Source organism: Ochrobactrum vermis, assembly GCF_002975205.1.
GTDB classification, from domain to species: Bacteria; Pseudomonadota; Alphaproteobacteria; order Rhizobiales; family Rhizobiaceae; genus Brucella; species Brucella vermis.
The window spans coordinates 353,280-369,494 of the sequence record NZ_PCOC01000002.1; the positions used below are offsets into that span (position 1 = coordinate 353,280).

Here is a 16,215-nt window from a genome sequence, read left to right on the forward strand (position 1 = left end):
TCAGAGGCTTATGTTACTGGCCGGCGACCTGGAAATGTAGCTGCACCACTCGGTATGAGCTGGTCGGCCAAGTTTTGACGCAACGCCAAATCAGAAATAGCCGACAAATTGCCCCGCACGCCAGTTCTGGTATGTGGACAAATTTGTTGGTTGTGTCGGTTTATTGGGGAACGGTTGTAGCGCAGCCGAGGTGAGGCAAGCGTAGGGGCAGCTGTGCGGCGGTTCACTGATAATCAGGAGTCGACAAACATAATCAGGGTATGGTACAAAATTCTCATTGGTCCAATTGTTGGACCAAATTGGAGGAAGTATGAGCCGAACATCTGCGGTGCAGGAAATCGTTCAGACGTTGCGCGAGGAGATCCCTCAGGAATACAAGCCAGGCGACCTCTTGCAGAACGAGCGTTTGATTGCAGAGCGGTTCGGGGTAAGCCGCAACACAGTTCGCGAAGCGCTCATCCATCTTGAAGCGCACGGTATCATTGAGAAAACCCAAAGAGGGCCCCGCGTTTGTGCGCCGGACGTTAGCGCTGTCTTCCACATTATGGATCAGTATTTCGATCGCAGCCCCAAGACCTGTGGCGATCTTCTTGAATTCAGGCGAATGATCGATATCGGTGCGCTACCGATGGTCATTGAAAGGATCACTGAGTCAGACATCGCTGTCCTCGGAAAACATGTCGACAAGGTTGAGCGGGCGCTAACCGCCAATCAGGCAGCTCAGGCTGATTACGCATTCCACAACGAGATCATCAGGATCTCAGGCAACAGTGTTCTCGAGAAGCTCTACACTGTTCTTTCTCATACACTCATTTTCTATATGGAAATAGGTAAGACCAATCCGACCAATAGTACAAAAACGATTGACGATCATCGGGCCATTATTGCGGCTCTCGAAGAACGCTCTCTCGCTAAGGCCATAGCGGCATTCACCGAGCACTACGACTACAGCGCGCGCAGTGTTGCTGCCGCATTCGAGAAGAATGGCCAAGCGGAGGAAGTGTGATGAAGGCGCTTCGAATAGAAAAGGAAGGCATTACACGCTTCCACAATTGCGAACGCCTCAGTCTGAATGCAGGAGAGGTGCGTGTTGCGGTACGCCATGTAGGACTTTGCGGCAGCGACTACAACACGTTTAAGGGGCTAAATCCGCTGGTGCAGCTGCCGCGAACTCCGGGGCATGAGATCGGCGGGGAAATCATCGAAGCGGCAAGCGACGTTGCGAGCGAGTACTGGCCGGGGCAGAGAGGAATTGTCATGCCCTACACCAGTTGCGGCGAATGCAGTTCATGTCGCAAAGGTCGGTTGAATGCATGCCGATATAATAAAACACTCGGTGTTCAGCAGGAAGGTGGCCTTGCCGAAGAGATTGTGCTGCCGGCGGAGAAATTTATCCTGAATGATACGCTCGAGCCGCGCCATCTGGCGCTTGTTGAGCCGCTATCAGTGGGATTTCACGCGGTCGAACGCGGTCAGGTCAAAGCTGGTGACACGGTTGCGGTACTAGGTTGCGGTATGATCGGGATGGGCGTTGTGATTGGCGCTGTGGCCAGGGGCGCCCGCGTGATCGCTATCGATCCGAGCGAGGACAAGCGGCGCCTTGCTTTGCAGTTGGGGGCTACTGAGGTTTTACCGGCTGGCGGCGAGGAGCTAGTGGCGAGAGTCCTCGCGCTTACCGACGGCGACGGCGCCGACGTGGCGTTTGAAGCTGTTGGACTGCCAGCGACGTTTGTCCAGACTATCGAACTCGCCGGTTATGCAGGGCGCGTTGTCTATGTCGGCTATTCCAAAGCGCCGGTTTCATATCAGACCCAGTTCTTCAATCTGAAAGAACTCGACATTCTCGGTTCACGCAATGCGACCAAACAGGATTTCTTGAATGTAGTCGCTTACCTTGAGGGAACCGGTGGCACAGTTGATCTGCTGATAACCAGGACATTTCCATTCGAGGACGCCGAAAGCGCGTTGCCGTATTGGGACAATCATCGAGATACACTAAAAATCGTAATCGAACGGAAATAACATGGCACAGCACATTGCTGCAGGCGGATCCTTGTCGCCGCTCGAAGAGGTATTCGGTCTTCACGGAAAGCACGCTTTGGTTACTGGCGGAGGAAGTGGCCTTGGGCGCGCAATAGCCTCTTGCCTTGCGCAAGCGGGCGCACGTGTCACCATCGCGGGGCGCAGAATAGACGTGCTGGAGCAAGCCGCCAGCGAGCTCGGTGCGCAAGTCAACGCGGCCCGTGTGGACCTGTGTGATATCGGATCGATCCAGGGATTTGCTGCGGAAGTCGAACTCAATCATGGTCCGGTGGACATATTGGTCAACAACGCCGGCAATACGGTCAAGAAGCCGTTCGAAGATCAGACGATCGAGGATCTTGACCACGTGTTTGACGTACACGTTCGCGGTGCGCTTGAGCTCACACGTTGCATTGTGCCTGGCCAAGCATCAAGAGGGCAGGGGTCGGTGCTGTTTATCGCGTCGATGACATCGTTCATCGGTCAGCCGTTCATTATTGGGTATACCGCCGCCAAATCTGCACTGACAGGTGTCGTCCGCGGGCTATCCGCCGAATATTCGAGCCGGAATGTGAGGATCAATGCGATTGCTCCCGGCTGGATCGACACGGAGCTTTTCAGAGCAGCCACATCTAACGACAAGTCCCGCTACGAAAAAATACTCGGTCGCATTCAGATGGGACACGTCGGACAGCCCGTGGATATCGGGTGGGCATCTGTCTATCTCGCATCACCGGCGGCTGCATACGTGACGGGCCAAACCCTTGTCGTGGACGGTGGAGCGTTGATCGGATTCTAATGTTCTTTGGGAGGAAGAATAAATGAATTTACTTCTGAAATACACCTTAGCTGTCGGCCTGTTACTGACCGGCAATGTAGTGGCCTTGGCCGATACAACTACCATCAAAGTTGCGTATGAGAACAATCCCGGTGAACCGGTTGATCAGGTCATGCACCATTGGAAGGAAGACCTGGAAAATCGTTCGGGGGGCGAGATCGTGTTGGAGCTTTATCCCTCCTCACAGCTCGGCTCCAAGAAGGACGTGACAGAACAGGCCATGATGGGCCTCAATGTTATTACCATCACGGACGTTGGCTTCCTGGCCGACTATGATCCTGACCTCGGCGTTTTGTTCGGGCCCTATCTGGCGGATGACCCGTCCAAACTCTTCAAGATCTATGACGGTGATTGGTTCAAGCAGAAGTCCGAGGCGCTCAAGGCCAAAGGCATTCATGTGGTGATGCGCAACTATCTCTACGGTGTGCGACAGCTGATCACACGAAAGCCGGTGCGTAATCCTGATGACCTGAAAGGGCTGAAGATCCGCGTGCCCAATAACAACATGCAGATCAAGATTTTTGAAGCCATGGGCGCTACTCCCACACCTATGCCGCTTGGTGAGACCTTTCCGGCACTGGCACAAGGTGTAATTGACGGTGTCGAGAATCCCATCTCCGTGCTGTACGGCCAGAAGTTTCATGAGGAAGCAAAAAACCTTAGCATGATTGGCTATCTCACCAATACCGCCATGTTCGTAGGTGGCGAGGCCTTCTTCTCAACTCTTACAGAAGAGAAAGTGAAGCTCATCGAGGCCACTGCTTACGATGCCGGTCTCTACAGCCAAAAGTTGACCACCGATCTCGACAACCAGATGATCGCAAAGATGAAAGAAGCCGGTGTCGAGGTGATCGATGTCGATAATACACCGTTCAAAGAATTGACGAAGAAAGTCTACTCGGAGTTCCCCGAGTGGTCGTCCGGCCTCTACGACCAAATTCAAGCGGAGTTGAACAAATAAGCGTGCTGGAAGACCAGGGAACGTGGGCCGGTCACGTACCCTTGACCGCGAATATTAATCAGGGCTGTCCCATTCCTAAAAATGGTGAGCAGCACTCGCCGGGCGTGCACCACAATGGACCACTCCCGGCATAGGAACGCTTCAATGAAACTCATATCCCGCTTAACGGACTGGTTGGCGGCATTGCCGCTGCTTGTCCTACTCGTAATATTCAATGTCGCCGTGGTGATGCGCTATTTCGTCGATAGGCCGTTGCAATGGACCGAGGAGGTCGCCGGCCTGCTAATGATCTGGATCGTTATGCTGGGCGGCATCGCAGCTGAACGCGACAATCAACATCTTGCTATCCCGGCGGTGGTAGACCTTTTGCGGCCAAAGGCGACCGCTGCCATCAACCTCGTCGTCTCGCTGCTGTCTGCAGCTTTCCTGCTCTATGTATCCTATGTCGGCCTGATTCTGGCGTTGACCGTGAAGTTCAAGGTCACCGACATACTACGTATTTCCTATTTCTGGATTGACCTCGCTATCCCGGTCGGCTTCGTCGCCATAGCCGCCTACATGGTAGGGCAAGGCGTCGCCCAAGCGCGCAAGGCGTTTGCGGAGGTTGTTCAATGAACCTGACGATCATTTTCCTCGTTATGTTGGCCCTCTTCGCACTCAACATGCGTCTTTACGTGGGCATCCTCATGGCGGTGTTTGCCTATTTCGTCTTCTTCAACCACATCCCAATCGCCATCGCCGTGCAGCGATTCATTGGCCCGGCGCAGAACACCTCGCTGCTGGCTATACCCTTTTTCATCATGCTGGGAACAGTTATGTCACATACCGGCATAGCCGAGCGTATGATCAGGGTGTCGGACCTGCTGGTTGGCCGCCTCCGCGGCGGCATGGCGCTAACCAACATCATGGTCTCGACGCTGATGGGCGGCGTCAGCGCCTCCAACCTCGCCGACAGTGCAATGTTGACGCGTATGATGGTACCCGAAATGGAAAAGCGAGGCTACGACCGCGCCTTCTCATGTGCCGTCACTGCTGCCGGTTCGCTGGTCACGCCGATCATTCCGCCCGGTATCGCGCTCATTATCTATGGTCTGATCGCTGACGTCTCTATCGGCAAAATGTTCATGGCCGGCATCCTGCCCGGAATCCTCGGCGCCATCTTGTTGATGGTGGCCGCCTACGTCACTTCGGTACGACGCGGCTACAAGCCGAGCCGCGAGCGAGCGCTTACTGGCGCCGAAATCCGGCAGACGCTGGGTTCGGCCTGGACAGCCGTACTGCTGATCGTAGCCATCCTGGGCGGCATACGCGCCAACATCTTCACGCCGACAGAGGCTGGCGCTGTCGCCGTCACTTTTGTGCTTATCATAGGCTTCTTCATTTATCGTGAGATGAAGTTGAAGCATGTGGTAGAGTCGCTAATCGAGACGGCTAAATCTACTTCTTCGGTGCTTTTGGTCATTATGGCCTCGTCTGCGCTTGCCTGGGTGTTCTCGTTGGAACAGGCGGGTCAGTCTCTGGCCACAGTTATCTCCACCGTCACGGATAATCCCTACCTGTTTCTGCTAGTGGTCAACGTTGTGCTGTTGTTCCTCGGTATGCTGATCGAGGGTACCGCGCTAATGATCGTGCTAGTTCCCTTGCTTATGCCGACCGTCAAGGCGATGGGAATCGATCCTGTTCACTTTGGCATCATCGTCATCGTTAACCTGTCTGTTGGCACTCTGACGCCACCTGTCGGAACGGTGATGCTCATGGTTTGCAACATCGCAAAGGTGAAGGTGAGCGATTTCACGCGTCAGGCTTTCAGCATGTATGCGGGGCTGTTCGTGTTTCTATTAATAGTCACCTACGTACCAACCATTTCCACTCTCCTAGCCAAGTAAAGGATTGCCCATCATGTCCGCTCTGAACTTTTCCTCTGACAAAACGATTTTTGAAGCTCTGAGGACTGAGCTGTTTACTGCCGTCGTTGGCGATGTTCTCGACGTGCTTGGCCATCGCCACCAGTTCCTGCCAGCTGGCATCGCACCGCTCCAGCAAGATATGAAAATAGTTGGCCGTGCTATGCCGGTGCTGGAGGCCGACGTGTTCTCCGATGGCTCATCGACGGCCCATGGCCCGTTGGCCAACAAACCTTTCGGTCTGATGATGGAGGCGCTGGACGATCTCCAGGAAGACGAGGTCTACATCGCTACCGGCGCATCGTTGCGCTACGCGTTGTGGGGCGGACTGATGTCCACGCGAGCTCAGCACCTTAAGGCGGCAGGCGCTATCCTCGACGGGTATGTCCGGGACACCAACGAAATCGAGAAGCTAGGCTTCAACGTATTCTCACGCGGGATTTATGCTCAGGACCAGGGACCACGTGGGAAGGTGATCGATTATCGTTGTGCTATCGAGATCGATGGCATCCGCATCGAACCGGGTGACCTAATCTTCGGTGACCGTGAAGGCGTGTTGGTTATTCCGCGGGCCGTCGAAGCCGAAGCCGTCGAACGCGCTTTGGAGAAGGTGCGTACCGAAAGCGAAGTGGCCGTTGCCATCCGCAAGGGGATGAGCGCCTGCGAAGCCTTCAAGACCTACGGGGTGATGTGATGTCGGCTCCGGATGCGCCACACGAAGTTACCGACACTGATAGCCGGCTGCTACTGCTTTCGGACACAGACAACGTGCTTGTTGCGCGTCAGCCCATCGCCGCCAGCGAGACCATTCGCGTTTCCGGCGTCAGCGTACGGACGGAAAAGGAAATTCTGCTGGGGCACAAGGTGGCCCGGCAGGCAATTACAGAAAATGGAAAAGTGTATAAATACGGCGCACCGATCGGTTCCGCTACTCGCGCCATCGCGATTGGCGAACACGTGCATGTGCATAACATGAAGAGCGACTACACCAAGACACATACCATAGATGCGTCGAATGAGGAGAAGTCGAAATGAGCGAAACCGCCGACCTGAGAGGTTACTTGCGTGCCGACGGCCGCAAGGGCATCCGTAACATCGTGATCGTGGCCTATCTAGTAGAATGTGCTCATCATGTCGGGCGCGAGATCATCGGCCATTTTCGCGGCAAGGACGTACACCTCATCGGTTTTCCCGGTTGCTTTCCCAATGAGTACGCGCAGCGCATGATGGAGCGGCTTTGTACTCATCCCAATGTGGGGGCAGTACTTCTGCTATCCCTCGGATGTGAGAGCTTCAACAAATTTTCACTTTCCAAGACCGTTGTAGCCAGCGGCCGCCCCGTGACGACGCTGACTATTCAAAACAATGGCGGAACGCTCTCAACTATTGAGGATGGAACTGCCTGGGTCGGTCAGCAGCTTGAAGTGTTGGCGGAAGCCGAGACCGTGCCGATGCGACTAGACGAATTGGTGATAGGCACCGTCTGCGGCGGCTCTGACGGGACCAGTGGGTTGACCGGCAATCCGGCAGTGGGTCGCACCTTCGATCGGCTGGTCGAGGCGGGCGCGACCTGCATCTTCGAGGAGACGGGGGAGCTGATTGGCTGTGAGGAGATCATGGCCGACCGTGCGATCACTCCACAGCTAGGTGACGAATTGCGTGGCGCCGTTGCCAAGGCCGCCCGCTATTATGCAACGTTAGGCTACGGTAGTTTTGCGCCAGGGAACGCGGATGGCGGGCTCTCTACCATCGAGGAGAAGTCGATGGGCGCCTATGCAAAATCCGGGTCGTCACAAATTTTAGGCATAATCAAACCCGGCGATATTCCACCGACCGGAGGATTGTTTCTGATGGATGTTGTGCCGGACGGCGAGGTGCGCTTCGGCTTTCCCAACATTTCCGACAATGCTGAGATCGTGGAGATGATTGCCTCCGGTTGCCATCTCACCCTGTTCGTCACCGGGCGTGGCTCGGTGTCGGGCTCTGCCATCTCGCCAGTCATCAAGGTCTGCGCCAATCCAGAGACCTATCGCAAGCTTGCAGGTGACATGGATGTCGACGCTGGCAGAATCCTCGAGGGTCGCGCCACGCTGGACGAGGTCGGCAATGAAATACTACATCTCATAAAGGACGTGGCGCGCGGTGTAACTACCAAGTCGGAGCATCTGGGCCACCGTGAGTTCATTCTGACGTACAAGACCTTTGAGCCGGTAGGCCCTGCTTGCCTACCTACGATCGCGACAAGAGTTTAAGAGCGGCGGCAGAACCTCTCACAACTCGCCTAATTGAGGATTGAATCTTATGAGATCTGATCCAGGCCATAGAATAATCACACTCAATTTGCAAAACTTACTGCAAAAGGGTGCGGACGGCTTCAGACTAATTGCGCTCATAGATGCCATCGGCCGCTTGGCAACGTGTTCCTGATCATGGGGGCTGTATTATGAAGACATTCGACGCCATATTTATCGGCGCAGGCCAGGCGGGGCCCTTTCTTGCTGCCCGCATGGCAGCGGAGGGTCGCAAGGTCGCTCTTATCGAACGAAAATACCTCGGTGGCACCTGCGTCAACGCCGGATGCATGCCGACCAAAACGCTGGTCGCGAGCGCTAGGGCAGCGCATATCGCCAGCCGAGCAGCGGAATTCGGTGTGACAATAGGCGGACCCGTCGGCATTGATATGAAAACCGTTCAGGCAAGAGCCGAGAAAGTCATATTGAACGCGCGCAACAATCTCAAAACATGGTTCGACGGGCTCGATACGTTGACTGTCATACAAGGACAGGCAGAGTTCGAAAACGCAACCACGGTCTCCGTCAATGGAGAGAGGATAACAGCACCGCAGATATTCCTCAATGTCGGAGCGCGTCCCGTCATCCCCGACTATCCGGGCCTTGAAAAAGTGCCCTATCTGACCAGTACGTCGATCATCGAGCTTGATAGGCTGCCGCATCATCTCGTGGTCATTGGCGGTAGTTATATCGGGCTTGAGTTTGCGCAGATGTATCGCCGATTTGGCTCCCAAGTCACCATTATTCAGCGAGGTCCCCGTCTTGCCCCACGCGAGGATGATGATGTGTCGGAAGCCATCGCAAAGGTCCTCGAAAACGAGGGCATCACGGTGTGCACGAATGCGAATATTGTTTCATTTGCCAACAAAGGGCCGGATATTGAAGTGACCATGGATCATGACGTGGTTCTCGGCAGTGATGTCCTGATTGCGACTGGACGAAAGCCCAATACCGATGATCTTGGCCTGGACACCACAGATGTGGAGACCGACAAACGTGGCTTCATCGTTACGGACGATACGCTATCGACCAATGTCGATGGTATCTGGGCACTGGGTGACTGCAACGGACGGGGTGCATTCACGCACACGTCCTATAATGATTTCGAAATCGTGGCGGCAAACCTTCTGGACGGGGCGGACAGAAAAGTGAGCGACCGCATTCCCGCTTATGCACTCTATATTGACCCGCCGCTTGGCCGGGTCGGCATGACGGAGCGAGATGCACGGGCATCCGGCAAAGACATTCTGGTTTCCGTGCGACCGATGAGCCGGGTCGGTCGCGCAATCGAACGTGCTGAAACGCAAGGTTTCATGAAACTCGTTGCCGATGCCGCGACAGGCCAGATACTTGGGGCGTCAATTCTAGGTATCGAGGGTGACGAAGCTATTCATGGTATCATCGATGCCATGAACGCACGCGTTTCCTATAGAGACTTAAAATGGGCTGTACCAGTACATCCAACTGTTTCGGAATTGATTCCCACGTTGATTGGCGATCTCAAATAAGGCGGAACAAGAAGCCATTCCAGTAGGCGCACTGAGGTCGATCCGCCTCGCAAGTATTATAGGAGGCCTTGGTGATAACAATACTACTGGGTTTCACCGAAGTCATTTACTTGCTGGCCGCCAGCGAATATTATTCATGGTAATCTCTAATTGTATATAGTACGATAAGATCGTTCTAATGCCGTATAGATCGACTATCGTCTGGGCCGAAATGAAAATAGCAATACCATTGTTTTCCTGTTTGAAGATGACTTCTCCGTCGGCAATGAGAAAAAATGTCGAGCCATGTCTGACAGAAACTGAGTGACAGAAAGGTTTAATTTTGTCTCCTATTCGCCTGGAGACCGCAATTGGTTCCGCCGAACGGATAAAAGTCTCTGCATTCAGTTCGTGCATTGCCAATCCTTTTCCTTAGTCTAGAACGTGGCCCAAACGCGCTTATAAGCCCAACTCCGCGGCTTTGATTTTCGCCTTCTTTCCAAGCCCTCGAACAGCATTGAAGGTGCTGATGTCAACAACTCTCCGCAATGAGGCCAGCAGCCCTACAAAACTTCTGAAACCGTCTTCGTCTTCCAGAGGTACTATTATTCCCATCGCAAAGCGGAACTGTCTGAGAAATTCAAGAAAGTCCTGACTTCGACTATCTCTATACCGGTCGTAAGTGCTGTCCCAGACAAATGCACGATTGCCACCTAATAACTGTGCGAGAAGTACATCATTCTCGATCAGGTTCATGCGCTTATACTCGCGCATGACGTTTAACGGGATCGTGCAGTACGTTGGGTCAAGCAACAACGCTTCTCTAGGTCGTAAACTCATAAAAGATGGCTTCAAACGGTCGTCTCGTCCAACTCGTCACCGCTGTAGATGTCGAGGTCGAGTTCCAATCCACGCAGTCCGATCGCGCAGGTTGTGGTTGGAGAAAGGCTTTGGCCCTCATTAAAGCCTGAGAGGAACAGGCCTACGAATATGTTTCCCCGGAAGCGTAAGGATAATGCTCTCCACGCCTCCAAATCCGTGCTCAAGGCGGCAAAGAGAGTGGCAACCTGCTTGTCGAGTTCGCCAGGACTTTCATCGGGTGCGGACAGCATCCAGTAGCCGCTCCAAGCCACAATTTCTTTCCCTTTAGGTGTAGTCCAAGTGCCGCCTTTTTTCACGCCCTTCGTCGGCTGCACCCCAAGAATGCGCGATATCTCTTCTGGATCGAGATCGTCCCCGTGAAAGCGGAGGGATGCAGCAGTTCGGTGCACTTCAGCCATTAGTCCTCAAGCCTTTCTGTCTTATACACGAGCGCGATTCCAAGCCGCTCAAAATCACTTTCTCCTACGCACAGTTCATGATTCAAGGGCCTTTATTTGAAGGAGGCAATTTATGACCCGTCGGCGTTTTGATCTGACCGATTTCGAGTGGGGTATAATCCAGCCGCTACTGCCGAACAAGCCGCGTGGAGTGCCACGGGTTGATGACCGTCGAGTGATCAACGGCATCTTATGGCGGTTCCGGACAGGCTCGCCATGGGCAGACGTTCCGGATCGATATGGTCCGTATACCACTTGCTACAACCGGTTCGTGCGATGGCGCAAGGCGGGTGTCTGGGATCATGTTCTGGGCGAGATTTCCAAGGCTTTCGATGGCGATATCGTCATGATCGACAGCTCCTGTGTCCGTGTTCATCAACATGCGGCGACAGGAAAAAGGGGGATCAAGACGATGGCTGCATGGGACGTTCCCGTGGCGGCTTGACCACCAAAATCCACGCAGTTGTCGATGCCGATGGTCGACCGATCCGCCTCGCACTCACAGCCGGCCAAGCCCATGATGGCCGCATGGCAGAACCATTGTTACAGACAATCTCCAAGGGTGCGATCCTGCTGGCGGACAAGGCCTACGATACCAACGCTATAAGAGCATTTGCAAAGCAACGGCAGGCATGGGCCAATATTCCTGCCAAGAGCAATCGGAAGGGAAGCTTCCCTTTCAGCCAATGGGTTTACCGACAGCGCAATCTCGTTGAGCGATTCTTCAGCAAACTCAAACAGTTCAGAGGAATCGCCACCCGTTACGATAAAAACCCGATGAACTTTCTCGCCGCCGTCAAATTGGCAGCAGCAAGAATTTGGATCAGATCGTTATGAGTCTACGGCCTAGTAGACTTGTGACAAGAGAGGATGAGGGCATCAAAACCAAGAGCGGTACAGGACTGGTCAAGTGCGGTGAAAAACTCCCCCGCATTCTCTGCGTTGTCAATCAGGTCTTCGATATTCTGAACGTGCGTAGAACGGTCACATAATATTCGAGGTACGTCCTCCGCATCCACATCGTGTGTAACGTCGAATGCCGCTGGCTCATTGTTGATGAGGGGAGATATCGCGCGCTGTCCCTTGAACAGCGGAATTTGCGATTGGCGAATGGCCTCAACGATTGCGTGTGTCTTATTCGTAGCTCGCAGCTTGATACGGGAATTTCTTAGATGAGTAATTACGGTCGTTTCCCTGATTCCGAGTATAGCAGCCACCTCCCAATGGGTCTTTCCTTCGCCCGTCCAGTAAAGAACACTTCTCTCCTGAGGGGTTAACGATCTTCGATTATCATGTCCATATAGTCCATCTATCTGCAACTGCTGAACCTCTGGTTGGGGCGAAACAGAACCGTATGGCTGCAGTGTGGTGGTTTCCTCTCTGAATGCCGCAGGAGCAAAACACGTCTGTTCGGCCCCGGCGCGCAAGCTGGTTGATTCAGTTATGAGGAGTATCGCGCTAAGCGGTGGCACTTCAAGGCCACGGGATACGTTTGATTACTATAGTAGGTAGCTATTTACGCAGTAATTGGGATTGTTATTATCTATGAGACTTACCGCCATCTTTGCGAGAAATCTGCGACTTTGTCGCCAGGAAGCCGGCCTTACTCAGGAACGTTTGGCCGAGTTTGCCGGACTTGATCGTAATTTTATTGGGAAACTTGAACGAGAAGACAGCTGTCCCACCCTTCAGACTGTCGAAGCCTTGTCTCTGGCTCTGCAAGTCCACCCTGAACGACTTATTGATCGCGATCCACCAACAAGAAAAAAATCAAGACTATAAGCGGAATTTACCTTTTCTTATCAGGCGCTTGATTTCGACGCAGGAGATCCTCAAGTTCAACGCCGAGCGCATCGGAAAGCGTCATAAGCGTCAGAATCGTTGGATTGCGCTTTCCCGCTTCCAACCCACTTATATAGGCGCGCGTCGTGTCTGCACGGAAGGCGAATTCTTCCTGCGATATAAGGCGTTCTCGCCGAATTCTCTGAACGTTAAGACCAATTACCGAACGTATATCCATACAACCACGGTTGCAGGGACGTACACTATATGACGACACACTATAGTGAACATTTCGCTTGACACTGCGCCTGCGGGAGGATTGTATTGCGCATTATAAGGAACACTGTTCTCATAATAGGAACACGCTATGAGCAGCAATCTGTCGCTGGAAAAAGGACTTCTTATCCTCAATTTGCTTAAAGAGGCACGTGAGTCTCTCGGGGTGCGAGAAATTGCTCGACGGCTTGATCTGACTCCCTCAGTAGCTCAAAGGCTGCTGAATACCCTGGCATCTCACGGATATGTCGAACAGGAAAGTAACCGCCGCTATCAAATTGGCTATGCCGTGCTTGGACTTGCTCAGCATGTATTCCAGCGCGGCAGGCTTCTGGCGCTTGCGGAAGAAGAGCTCAAAAAGTTGGCAGCGGGCGGCTGCTTCAACGGCTTCCTGGGCATCAGACGTGGATCGATCGGCGTATATGTCCTTGCCGTTCAATCTGATAGCCCAGTCGTCATCCGAGCTCAACCGGGCGAAGCGATGGCCCTCCACTCCACGGCTTTAGGCAAAGCACTGTTATTGGGTATGGGCGATACAGGGATCAGGACGCTGCTTGGAGATAAGCCGCTTGAGCGCCTTACGGAACGGACCGTCCTGGAGTTGGACAGGCTTGTCGATCAGCTACATTTGGGACGTTCGCTTGGCTACACGACCGCAATCTCTGAAAACCTGGAAGGTGTAATTTCGGTTGGTGCACCGATTTACGACGCATCAGGCACTGTAACGGCTGCAATTAGTGTCGCGTTCCCGCGTGCCGTTTACCCAAAAGTTAAAATCACCGACGTCGCACAAAGTATCGTCGCTGCCGCCCGCCGAATCTCTTTGGGGTTGGGCTTTGAACGTCAACGGAATTCTGAGGAGGAAGAAACAACAGATGTTGCTACATGAAGAGCGTATTCGCACTGCGATGACTAAGCATGATCTGGCCGCGGTGGTGGCCACGTCTCCAGAAAACGTTCTTTACACAAGCGGCTTCTGGTGTCTGCCACAATGGATCAGACGTGGACCGCAAGCATTTACGTTGCTCAGCGCAGAGTGTTCAGCTGCCTCATCGGTGGTAATAACCGGAACGTCGACACTTGATCTTCTTGCCGATCAGAATGTCGAAACAAAAGTCCGCCGCTTTGGTTCGTTCACTGTCGATAATCCCACGTTGCTTGATCTCGATGAGGTAAGCTTCAGGCAAAAAATGCTCTTCAGTCTTCCAGATGATAGGAGTGCTATTGACGCGCTCGTCGCAGAAATCAAATTACAGAAACTCACAAAGGCCAATGTTGGTATTGACGAAGCAGGTCTGTTGTCTGGCGATATGGAGAAGCTGCGTCGTGAATTGCCTGACGTTATGTGGATTATGGCTGCGTCGCTGTTTCGATGGGTTCGTGCGGTCAAAACCGCCGAAGAAGTGGAAAGGCTTGCGACCGTTGGTGCGATCACGGAAAGGTCCATCGGGGCTGCTTTGGAGATGGCCTCAGCTGGCGCATCAGAACGTGATCTCGCAAGAGCATTTCATAGCAGGACTGTCGGAGAGGATGGCTTTCCGGTCCTGGGATGCATCGGGTTCGGAGAACGCAGCGCACTCATGAACGTCCAGCCATCGGACCGTACTCTCAAAACAGGGGACATGATCCGATTTGATGTCGGAGGGCATTTCAAACACTATCGTGCGGACATTGCCCGGAATGTGAGCTTTGGAGAGCCGTTGCGGGAAAATCGAATAAAATACAATGCATTAAATCGTGGCGTTCAGCGCGGTATCGAGAAAATACGTCCTGGCATTTCTGCATCAGAAGTCTTCGAAGTGGTTGTCGATACTGTCCGCAAGGAGGGTATTCCCCATTACCGTCGCAGTCATGTTGGTCACGGTATCGGACTAGATGGTTATGACCTGCCACTTCTTGCTGCGAGTAGTTCTGACATCCTGGAAGAGGGGATGGTCCTGTGTATCGAGACACCCTACTACGAACTGGGGTGCATCGGTCTGCAGGTCGAAGACATGCTGGTTGTGCGCTCAGGTGGCGCGGAAATGTTGACCAATAACGGCGACAGCCTGGTGGTGCTTTGATGATGGGCCGGATCGCAGCATATTCCTGTTACCGGTGTAGCAGTGAGTTTCCGTCCAGCCTGCCGATTGACTCACGCGGATGTCCCTCATGTCTGGAAACCGCGCCATCGAACTTGCGGCTTGTTTATCGCACCGCCGAGTTGCCAGTACCGAACGACGAAAAGAAACCCGAACTGCCTTCGCTCTGGCGCTACGCTGAAAAACTCCCCTTCGACTCAAGAACTGCGATCTCAATGGGGGAAGGGCTGACACCACTTCTTCGTTCAGAACGGATTGGTAATGAGATCGGAGTGACAGATCTTTTCATTAAAAATGAGAGCTATAATCCAACCTGGTCACATAAAGATCGGTTCTCGACCGTAGCGGTAACCGCCGCAGTCGATACGGACGCACACGTGGTTGCAACAAGCTCGAGCGGAAACGCTGGGGCATCGCTCGCTGCTTATGCAGCGCGGGCGGGACTGGAATGTGTTGTCGCAACCATAGCCGGGTCAGCCGGACCAATGCTCACCCAAATCCAGAAATATGGCGCAAGAGTCGTAGCGTTTGAAAACAAGCATGATCGTTGGCCGTTTCTCGCTAAGGGTGTCGAACGCTACGGCTGGTTTGCGACGTCCCCTTACAGGCAACCCGTGGTCGGAAGTCATCCGATCGGTATCGAGGGGTATAAAACACTTGCCTTCGAGATCATCGAACAGTCTAACGGAACTGTACCGGACTGGTGTGCTTTTCCTGTTTGCTATGGAGACGCATTGGTGGGCGCATGGCTTGGCTTTTGCGAGTTGTTGGCGGACGGTTCGATTAATCGGATGCCCCGTCTCCTAGCGGCCGAAGCCTATGGTTCGCTCGCGCAAGCGCTTGAAACTGGGAGCGACCAAGTATCAGACATGACGGCGTCATTCAGCACATTGGCCGTTTCAGTTGGTGCAACGAGAAGTACCTATCAAGCTCTTAAAGCGCTACGTGTGTCCAACGGAGCTGCCGTTCCGGTCACGAATGAAGGTCTTATTTCCTTTCAAGACCGTATTGCGGCGGCGGAGGGTACGTTCTTGGAGCTTTCCTCCGTGATGGCGCTCGCTGCAATAGCGAAAGCACGACGTCAAAACATAATCCAGGGATATGAAAGTGTCGTTGCGGTGGTCACGGCTTCTGGCTTGAAGGACGTCGACAAATCCGTTTCGGGCAACAAGCTCCCGCGCTTCGTCAATATCGAAGATGCCCTAGAGCATTGCAGCATCTAACGAGGAAATATCGATGCAGATGCCATTCCAC

19 protein-coding genes are annotated in these 16,215 nt (G+C 53.5%); 15 read left to right on the forward strand and 4 right to left on the reverse strand.

Annotated features, from left to right (window positions below):
* The first annotated feature begins 310 nt into the window (after nucleotides 1–310).
* From CQZ93_RS15865 to CQZ93_RS15910, 10 genes are all read left to right on the forward strand, one after another.
* Nucleotides 311–1,006, forward strand: coding sequence for a FadR/GntR family transcriptional regulator (locus CQZ93_RS15865; RefSeq protein WP_105543603.1), 696 nt, complete (start codon nucleotides 311–313; stop codon nucleotides 1,004–1,006).
* Complete coding sequence (locus tag CQZ93_RS15870) at nucleotides 1,006–2,022, forward strand: zinc-binding alcohol dehydrogenase family protein (protein WP_286153730.1); 1,017 nt, start codon at nucleotides 1,006–1,008, stop codon at nucleotides 2,020–2,022. Before CQZ93_RS15865 ends, CQZ93_RS15870 begins: the two co-directional genes overlap by 1 nt.
* 1 nt (nucleotide 2,023) lies before the next feature.
* Nucleotides 2,024–2,821, forward strand: coding sequence for an SDR family NAD(P)-dependent oxidoreductase (locus tag CQZ93_RS15875; RefSeq protein ID WP_105543605.1), 798 nt, complete (start codon nucleotides 2,024–2,026; stop codon nucleotides 2,819–2,821).
* 22 nt (nucleotides 2,822–2,843) lie between these two features.
* Complete coding sequence (locus tag CQZ93_RS15880) at nucleotides 2,844–3,821, forward strand: C4-dicarboxylate TRAP transporter substrate-binding protein (RefSeq protein ID WP_105543606.1); 978 nt, start codon at nucleotides 2,844–2,846, stop codon at nucleotides 3,819–3,821.
* 144 nt (nucleotides 3,822–3,965) lie between these two features.
* The gene (locus CQZ93_RS15885) at nucleotides 3,966–4,436 is read left to right on the forward strand and encodes a TRAP transporter small permease (RefSeq protein WP_105543607.1); all 471 of its coding nucleotides are present in this window, start codon (nucleotides 3,966–3,968) and stop codon (nucleotides 4,434–4,436) included.
* Nucleotides 4,433–5,707, forward strand: a complete 1,275-nt coding sequence (locus tag CQZ93_RS15890) for a TRAP transporter large permease (RefSeq protein ID WP_105543608.1) — start codon at nucleotides 4,433–4,435, stop codon at nucleotides 5,705–5,707. Before CQZ93_RS15885 ends, CQZ93_RS15890 begins: the two co-directional genes overlap by 4 nt.
* A gap of 13 nt (nucleotides 5,708–5,720) precedes the next feature.
* Nucleotides 5,721–6,419 carry an RraA family protein gene (locus tag CQZ93_RS15895; RefSeq protein ID WP_105543609.1) on the forward strand — a complete coding sequence of 233 codons (699 nt, stop codon included), beginning with the start codon at nucleotides 5,721–5,723 and terminating at the stop codon, nucleotides 6,417–6,419.
* Nucleotides 6,419–6,760 carry a UxaA family hydrolase gene (locus tag CQZ93_RS15900; RefSeq protein WP_105543610.1) on the forward strand — a complete coding sequence of 114 codons (342 nt, stop codon included), beginning with the start codon at nucleotides 6,419–6,421 and terminating at the stop codon, nucleotides 6,758–6,760. Before CQZ93_RS15895 ends, CQZ93_RS15900 begins: the two co-directional genes overlap by 1 nt.
* Nucleotides 6,757–7,977 (forward strand): UxaA family hydrolase, encoded by a 1,221-nt coding sequence (locus CQZ93_RS15905; protein WP_105543611.1) that lies wholly within the window; start codon nucleotides 6,757–6,759, stop codon nucleotides 7,975–7,977. The genes CQZ93_RS15900 and CQZ93_RS15905 overlap by 4 nt, the downstream gene beginning before the upstream one ends.
* A gap of 191 nt (nucleotides 7,978–8,168) precedes the next feature.
* A complete protein-coding gene (locus CQZ93_RS15910; RefSeq protein WP_105543612.1) occupies nucleotides 8,169–9,524 on the forward strand; it encodes an FAD-containing oxidoreductase in 1,356 nt (451 codons plus the stop codon).
* A 438-nt stretch (nucleotides 9,525–9,962) separates the two neighbouring features.
* Here CQZ93_RS15910 and CQZ93_RS15920 read toward each other — a convergent pair whose 3' ends face one another.
* Together CQZ93_RS15920 and CQZ93_RS15925 are read right to left on the reverse strand one after the other, a co-directional pair.
* Nucleotides 9,963–10,343: an autoinducer binding domain-containing protein gene (locus CQZ93_RS15920; RefSeq protein ID WP_286154269.1), complete on the reverse strand. Its 381-nt coding sequence runs from the start codon at nucleotides 10,341–10,343 to the stop codon at nucleotides 9,963–9,965.
* A gap of 11 nt (nucleotides 10,344–10,354) precedes the next feature.
* The gene (locus tag CQZ93_RS15925) at nucleotides 10,355–10,783 is read right to left on the reverse strand and encodes a DUF4279 domain-containing protein (RefSeq protein WP_071634668.1); all 429 of its coding nucleotides are present in this window, start codon (nucleotides 10,781–10,783) and stop codon (nucleotides 10,355–10,357) included.
* Between the two features lie 112 nt (nucleotides 10,784–10,895).
* Here CQZ93_RS15925 and CQZ93_RS15930 point away from each other — a divergent pair.
* Nucleotides 10,896–11,659 (forward strand): IS5 family transposase gene (locus CQZ93_RS15930; protein ID WP_105535320.1). Its coding sequence is split into 2 segments (ribosomal slippage): nucleotides 10,896–11,217 and nucleotides 11,217–11,659, totalling 765 coding nucleotides; the frame shifts between segments, so codons are not numbered across the junction.
* Between the two features lie 2 nt (nucleotides 11,660–11,661).
* On the opposite strand, the gene CQZ93_RS15935 is transcribed toward CQZ93_RS15930, so the two are convergent.
* Nucleotides 11,662–12,294, reverse strand: coding sequence for a helix-turn-helix domain-containing protein (locus CQZ93_RS15935; RefSeq protein ID WP_286153737.1), 633 nt, complete (start codon nucleotides 12,292–12,294; stop codon nucleotides 11,662–11,664).
* A 73-nt stretch (nucleotides 12,295–12,367) separates the two neighbouring features.
* On the opposite strand from CQZ93_RS15935, the gene CQZ93_RS15940 reads away from it, so the two are divergent.
* Complete coding sequence (locus CQZ93_RS15940; protein ID WP_105543614.1) at nucleotides 12,368–12,604, forward strand: helix-turn-helix domain-containing protein; 237 nt, start codon at nucleotides 12,368–12,370, stop codon at nucleotides 12,602–12,604.
* 7 nt (nucleotides 12,605–12,611) lie between these two features.
* Here CQZ93_RS15940 and CQZ93_RS15945 read toward each other — a convergent pair whose 3' ends face one another.
* The gene (locus tag CQZ93_RS15945; protein ID WP_105543615.1) at nucleotides 12,612–12,842 is read right to left on the reverse strand and encodes a helix-turn-helix domain-containing protein; all 231 of its coding nucleotides are present in this window, start codon (nucleotides 12,840–12,842) and stop codon (nucleotides 12,612–12,614) included.
* Nucleotides 12,843–12,971: 129 nt separating this feature from the next.
* Between CQZ93_RS15945 and CQZ93_RS15950 the strand changes: the two genes are divergently transcribed.
* Genes CQZ93_RS15950 through CQZ93_RS15960 form a run of 3 tightly spaced genes read left to right on the forward strand, consistent with a single transcriptional unit; the run spans nucleotide 12,972 to nucleotide 16,184 of the window.
* Nucleotides 12,972–13,769, forward strand: a complete 798-nt coding sequence (locus tag CQZ93_RS15950; RefSeq protein ID WP_105543616.1) for an IclR family transcriptional regulator — start codon at nucleotides 12,972–12,974, stop codon at nucleotides 13,767–13,769.
* Nucleotides 13,756–14,943 (forward strand): M24 family metallopeptidase, encoded by a 1,188-nt coding sequence (locus CQZ93_RS15955; RefSeq protein ID WP_105543617.1) that lies wholly within the window; start codon nucleotides 13,756–13,758, stop codon nucleotides 14,941–14,943. Before CQZ93_RS15950 ends, CQZ93_RS15955 begins: the two co-directional genes overlap by 14 nt.
* A complete protein-coding gene (locus tag CQZ93_RS15960) occupies nucleotides 14,943–16,184 on the forward strand; it encodes a pyridoxal-phosphate dependent enzyme (RefSeq protein ID WP_181153409.1) in 1,242 nt (413 codons plus the stop codon). Before CQZ93_RS15955 ends, CQZ93_RS15960 begins: the two co-directional genes overlap by 1 nt.
* The last annotated feature ends 31 nt before the right edge of the window (nucleotides 16,185–16,215 follow it).

What these genes read in the sequence shown, in the direction of transcription:
- CQZ93_RS15960 (WP_181153409.1), top strand. Translation starts at nt 14,943, where the DNA reads ATGATGGGCCGGATCGCAGCATATTCCTGTTACCGGTGTAGCAGTGAG.
- CQZ93_RS15910 (WP_105543612.1), top strand. Translation starts at nt 8,169, where the DNA reads ATGAAGACATTCGACGCCATATTTATCGGCGCAGGCCAGGCGGGGCCC.
- CQZ93_RS15890 (WP_105543608.1), top strand. Translation starts at nt 4,433, where the DNA reads ATGAACCTGACGATCATTTTCCTCGTTATGTTGGCCCTCTTCGCACTC.
- CQZ93_RS15875 (WP_105543605.1), top strand. Translation starts at nt 2,024, where the DNA reads ATGGCACAGCACATTGCTGCAGGCGGATCCTTGTCGCCGCTCGAAGAG.
- CQZ93_RS15900 (WP_105543610.1), top strand. Translation starts at nt 6,419, where the DNA reads ATGTCGGCTCCGGATGCGCCACACGAAGTTACCGACACTGATAGCCGG.
- CQZ93_RS15950 (WP_105543616.1), top strand. Translation starts at nt 12,972, where the DNA reads ATGAGCAGCAATCTGTCGCTGGAAAAAGGACTTCTTATCCTCAATTTG.
- CQZ93_RS15880 (WP_105543606.1), top strand. Translation starts at nt 2,844, where the DNA reads ATGAATTTACTTCTGAAATACACCTTAGCTGTCGGCCTGTTACTGACC.
- CQZ93_RS15885 (WP_105543607.1), top strand. Translation starts at nt 3,966, where the DNA reads ATGAAACTCATATCCCGCTTAACGGACTGGTTGGCGGCATTGCCGCTG.
- CQZ93_RS15945 (WP_105543615.1), bottom strand. Translation starts at nt 12,842, where the DNA reads ATGGATATACGTTCGGTAATTGGTCTTAACGTTCAGAGAATTCGGCGA.
- CQZ93_RS15940 (WP_105543614.1), top strand. Translation starts at nt 12,368, where the DNA reads ATGAGACTTACCGCCATCTTTGCGAGAAATCTGCGACTTTGTCGCCAG.
- CQZ93_RS15895 (WP_105543609.1), top strand. Translation starts at nt 5,721, where the DNA reads ATGTCCGCTCTGAACTTTTCCTCTGACAAAACGATTTTTGAAGCTCTG.
- CQZ93_RS15920 (WP_286154269.1), bottom strand. Translation starts at nt 10,343, where the DNA reads ATGAGTTTACGACCTAGAGAAGCGTTGTTGCTTGACCCAACGTACTGC.
- CQZ93_RS15905 (WP_105543611.1), top strand. Translation starts at nt 6,757, where the DNA reads ATGAGCGAAACCGCCGACCTGAGAGGTTACTTGCGTGCCGACGGCCGC.
- CQZ93_RS15955 (WP_105543617.1), top strand. Translation starts at nt 13,756, where the DNA reads ATGTTGCTACATGAAGAGCGTATTCGCACTGCGATGACTAAGCATGAT.
- CQZ93_RS15865 (WP_105543603.1), top strand. Translation starts at nt 311, where the DNA reads ATGAGCCGAACATCTGCGGTGCAGGAAATCGTTCAGACGTTGCGCGAG.
- CQZ93_RS15870 (WP_286153730.1), top strand. Translation starts at nt 1,006, where the DNA reads ATGAAGGCGCTTCGAATAGAAAAGGAAGGCATTACACGCTTCCACAAT.
- CQZ93_RS15925 (WP_071634668.1), bottom strand. Translation starts at nt 10,783, where the DNA reads ATGGCTGAAGTGCACCGAACTGCTGCATCCCTCCGCTTTCACGGGGAC.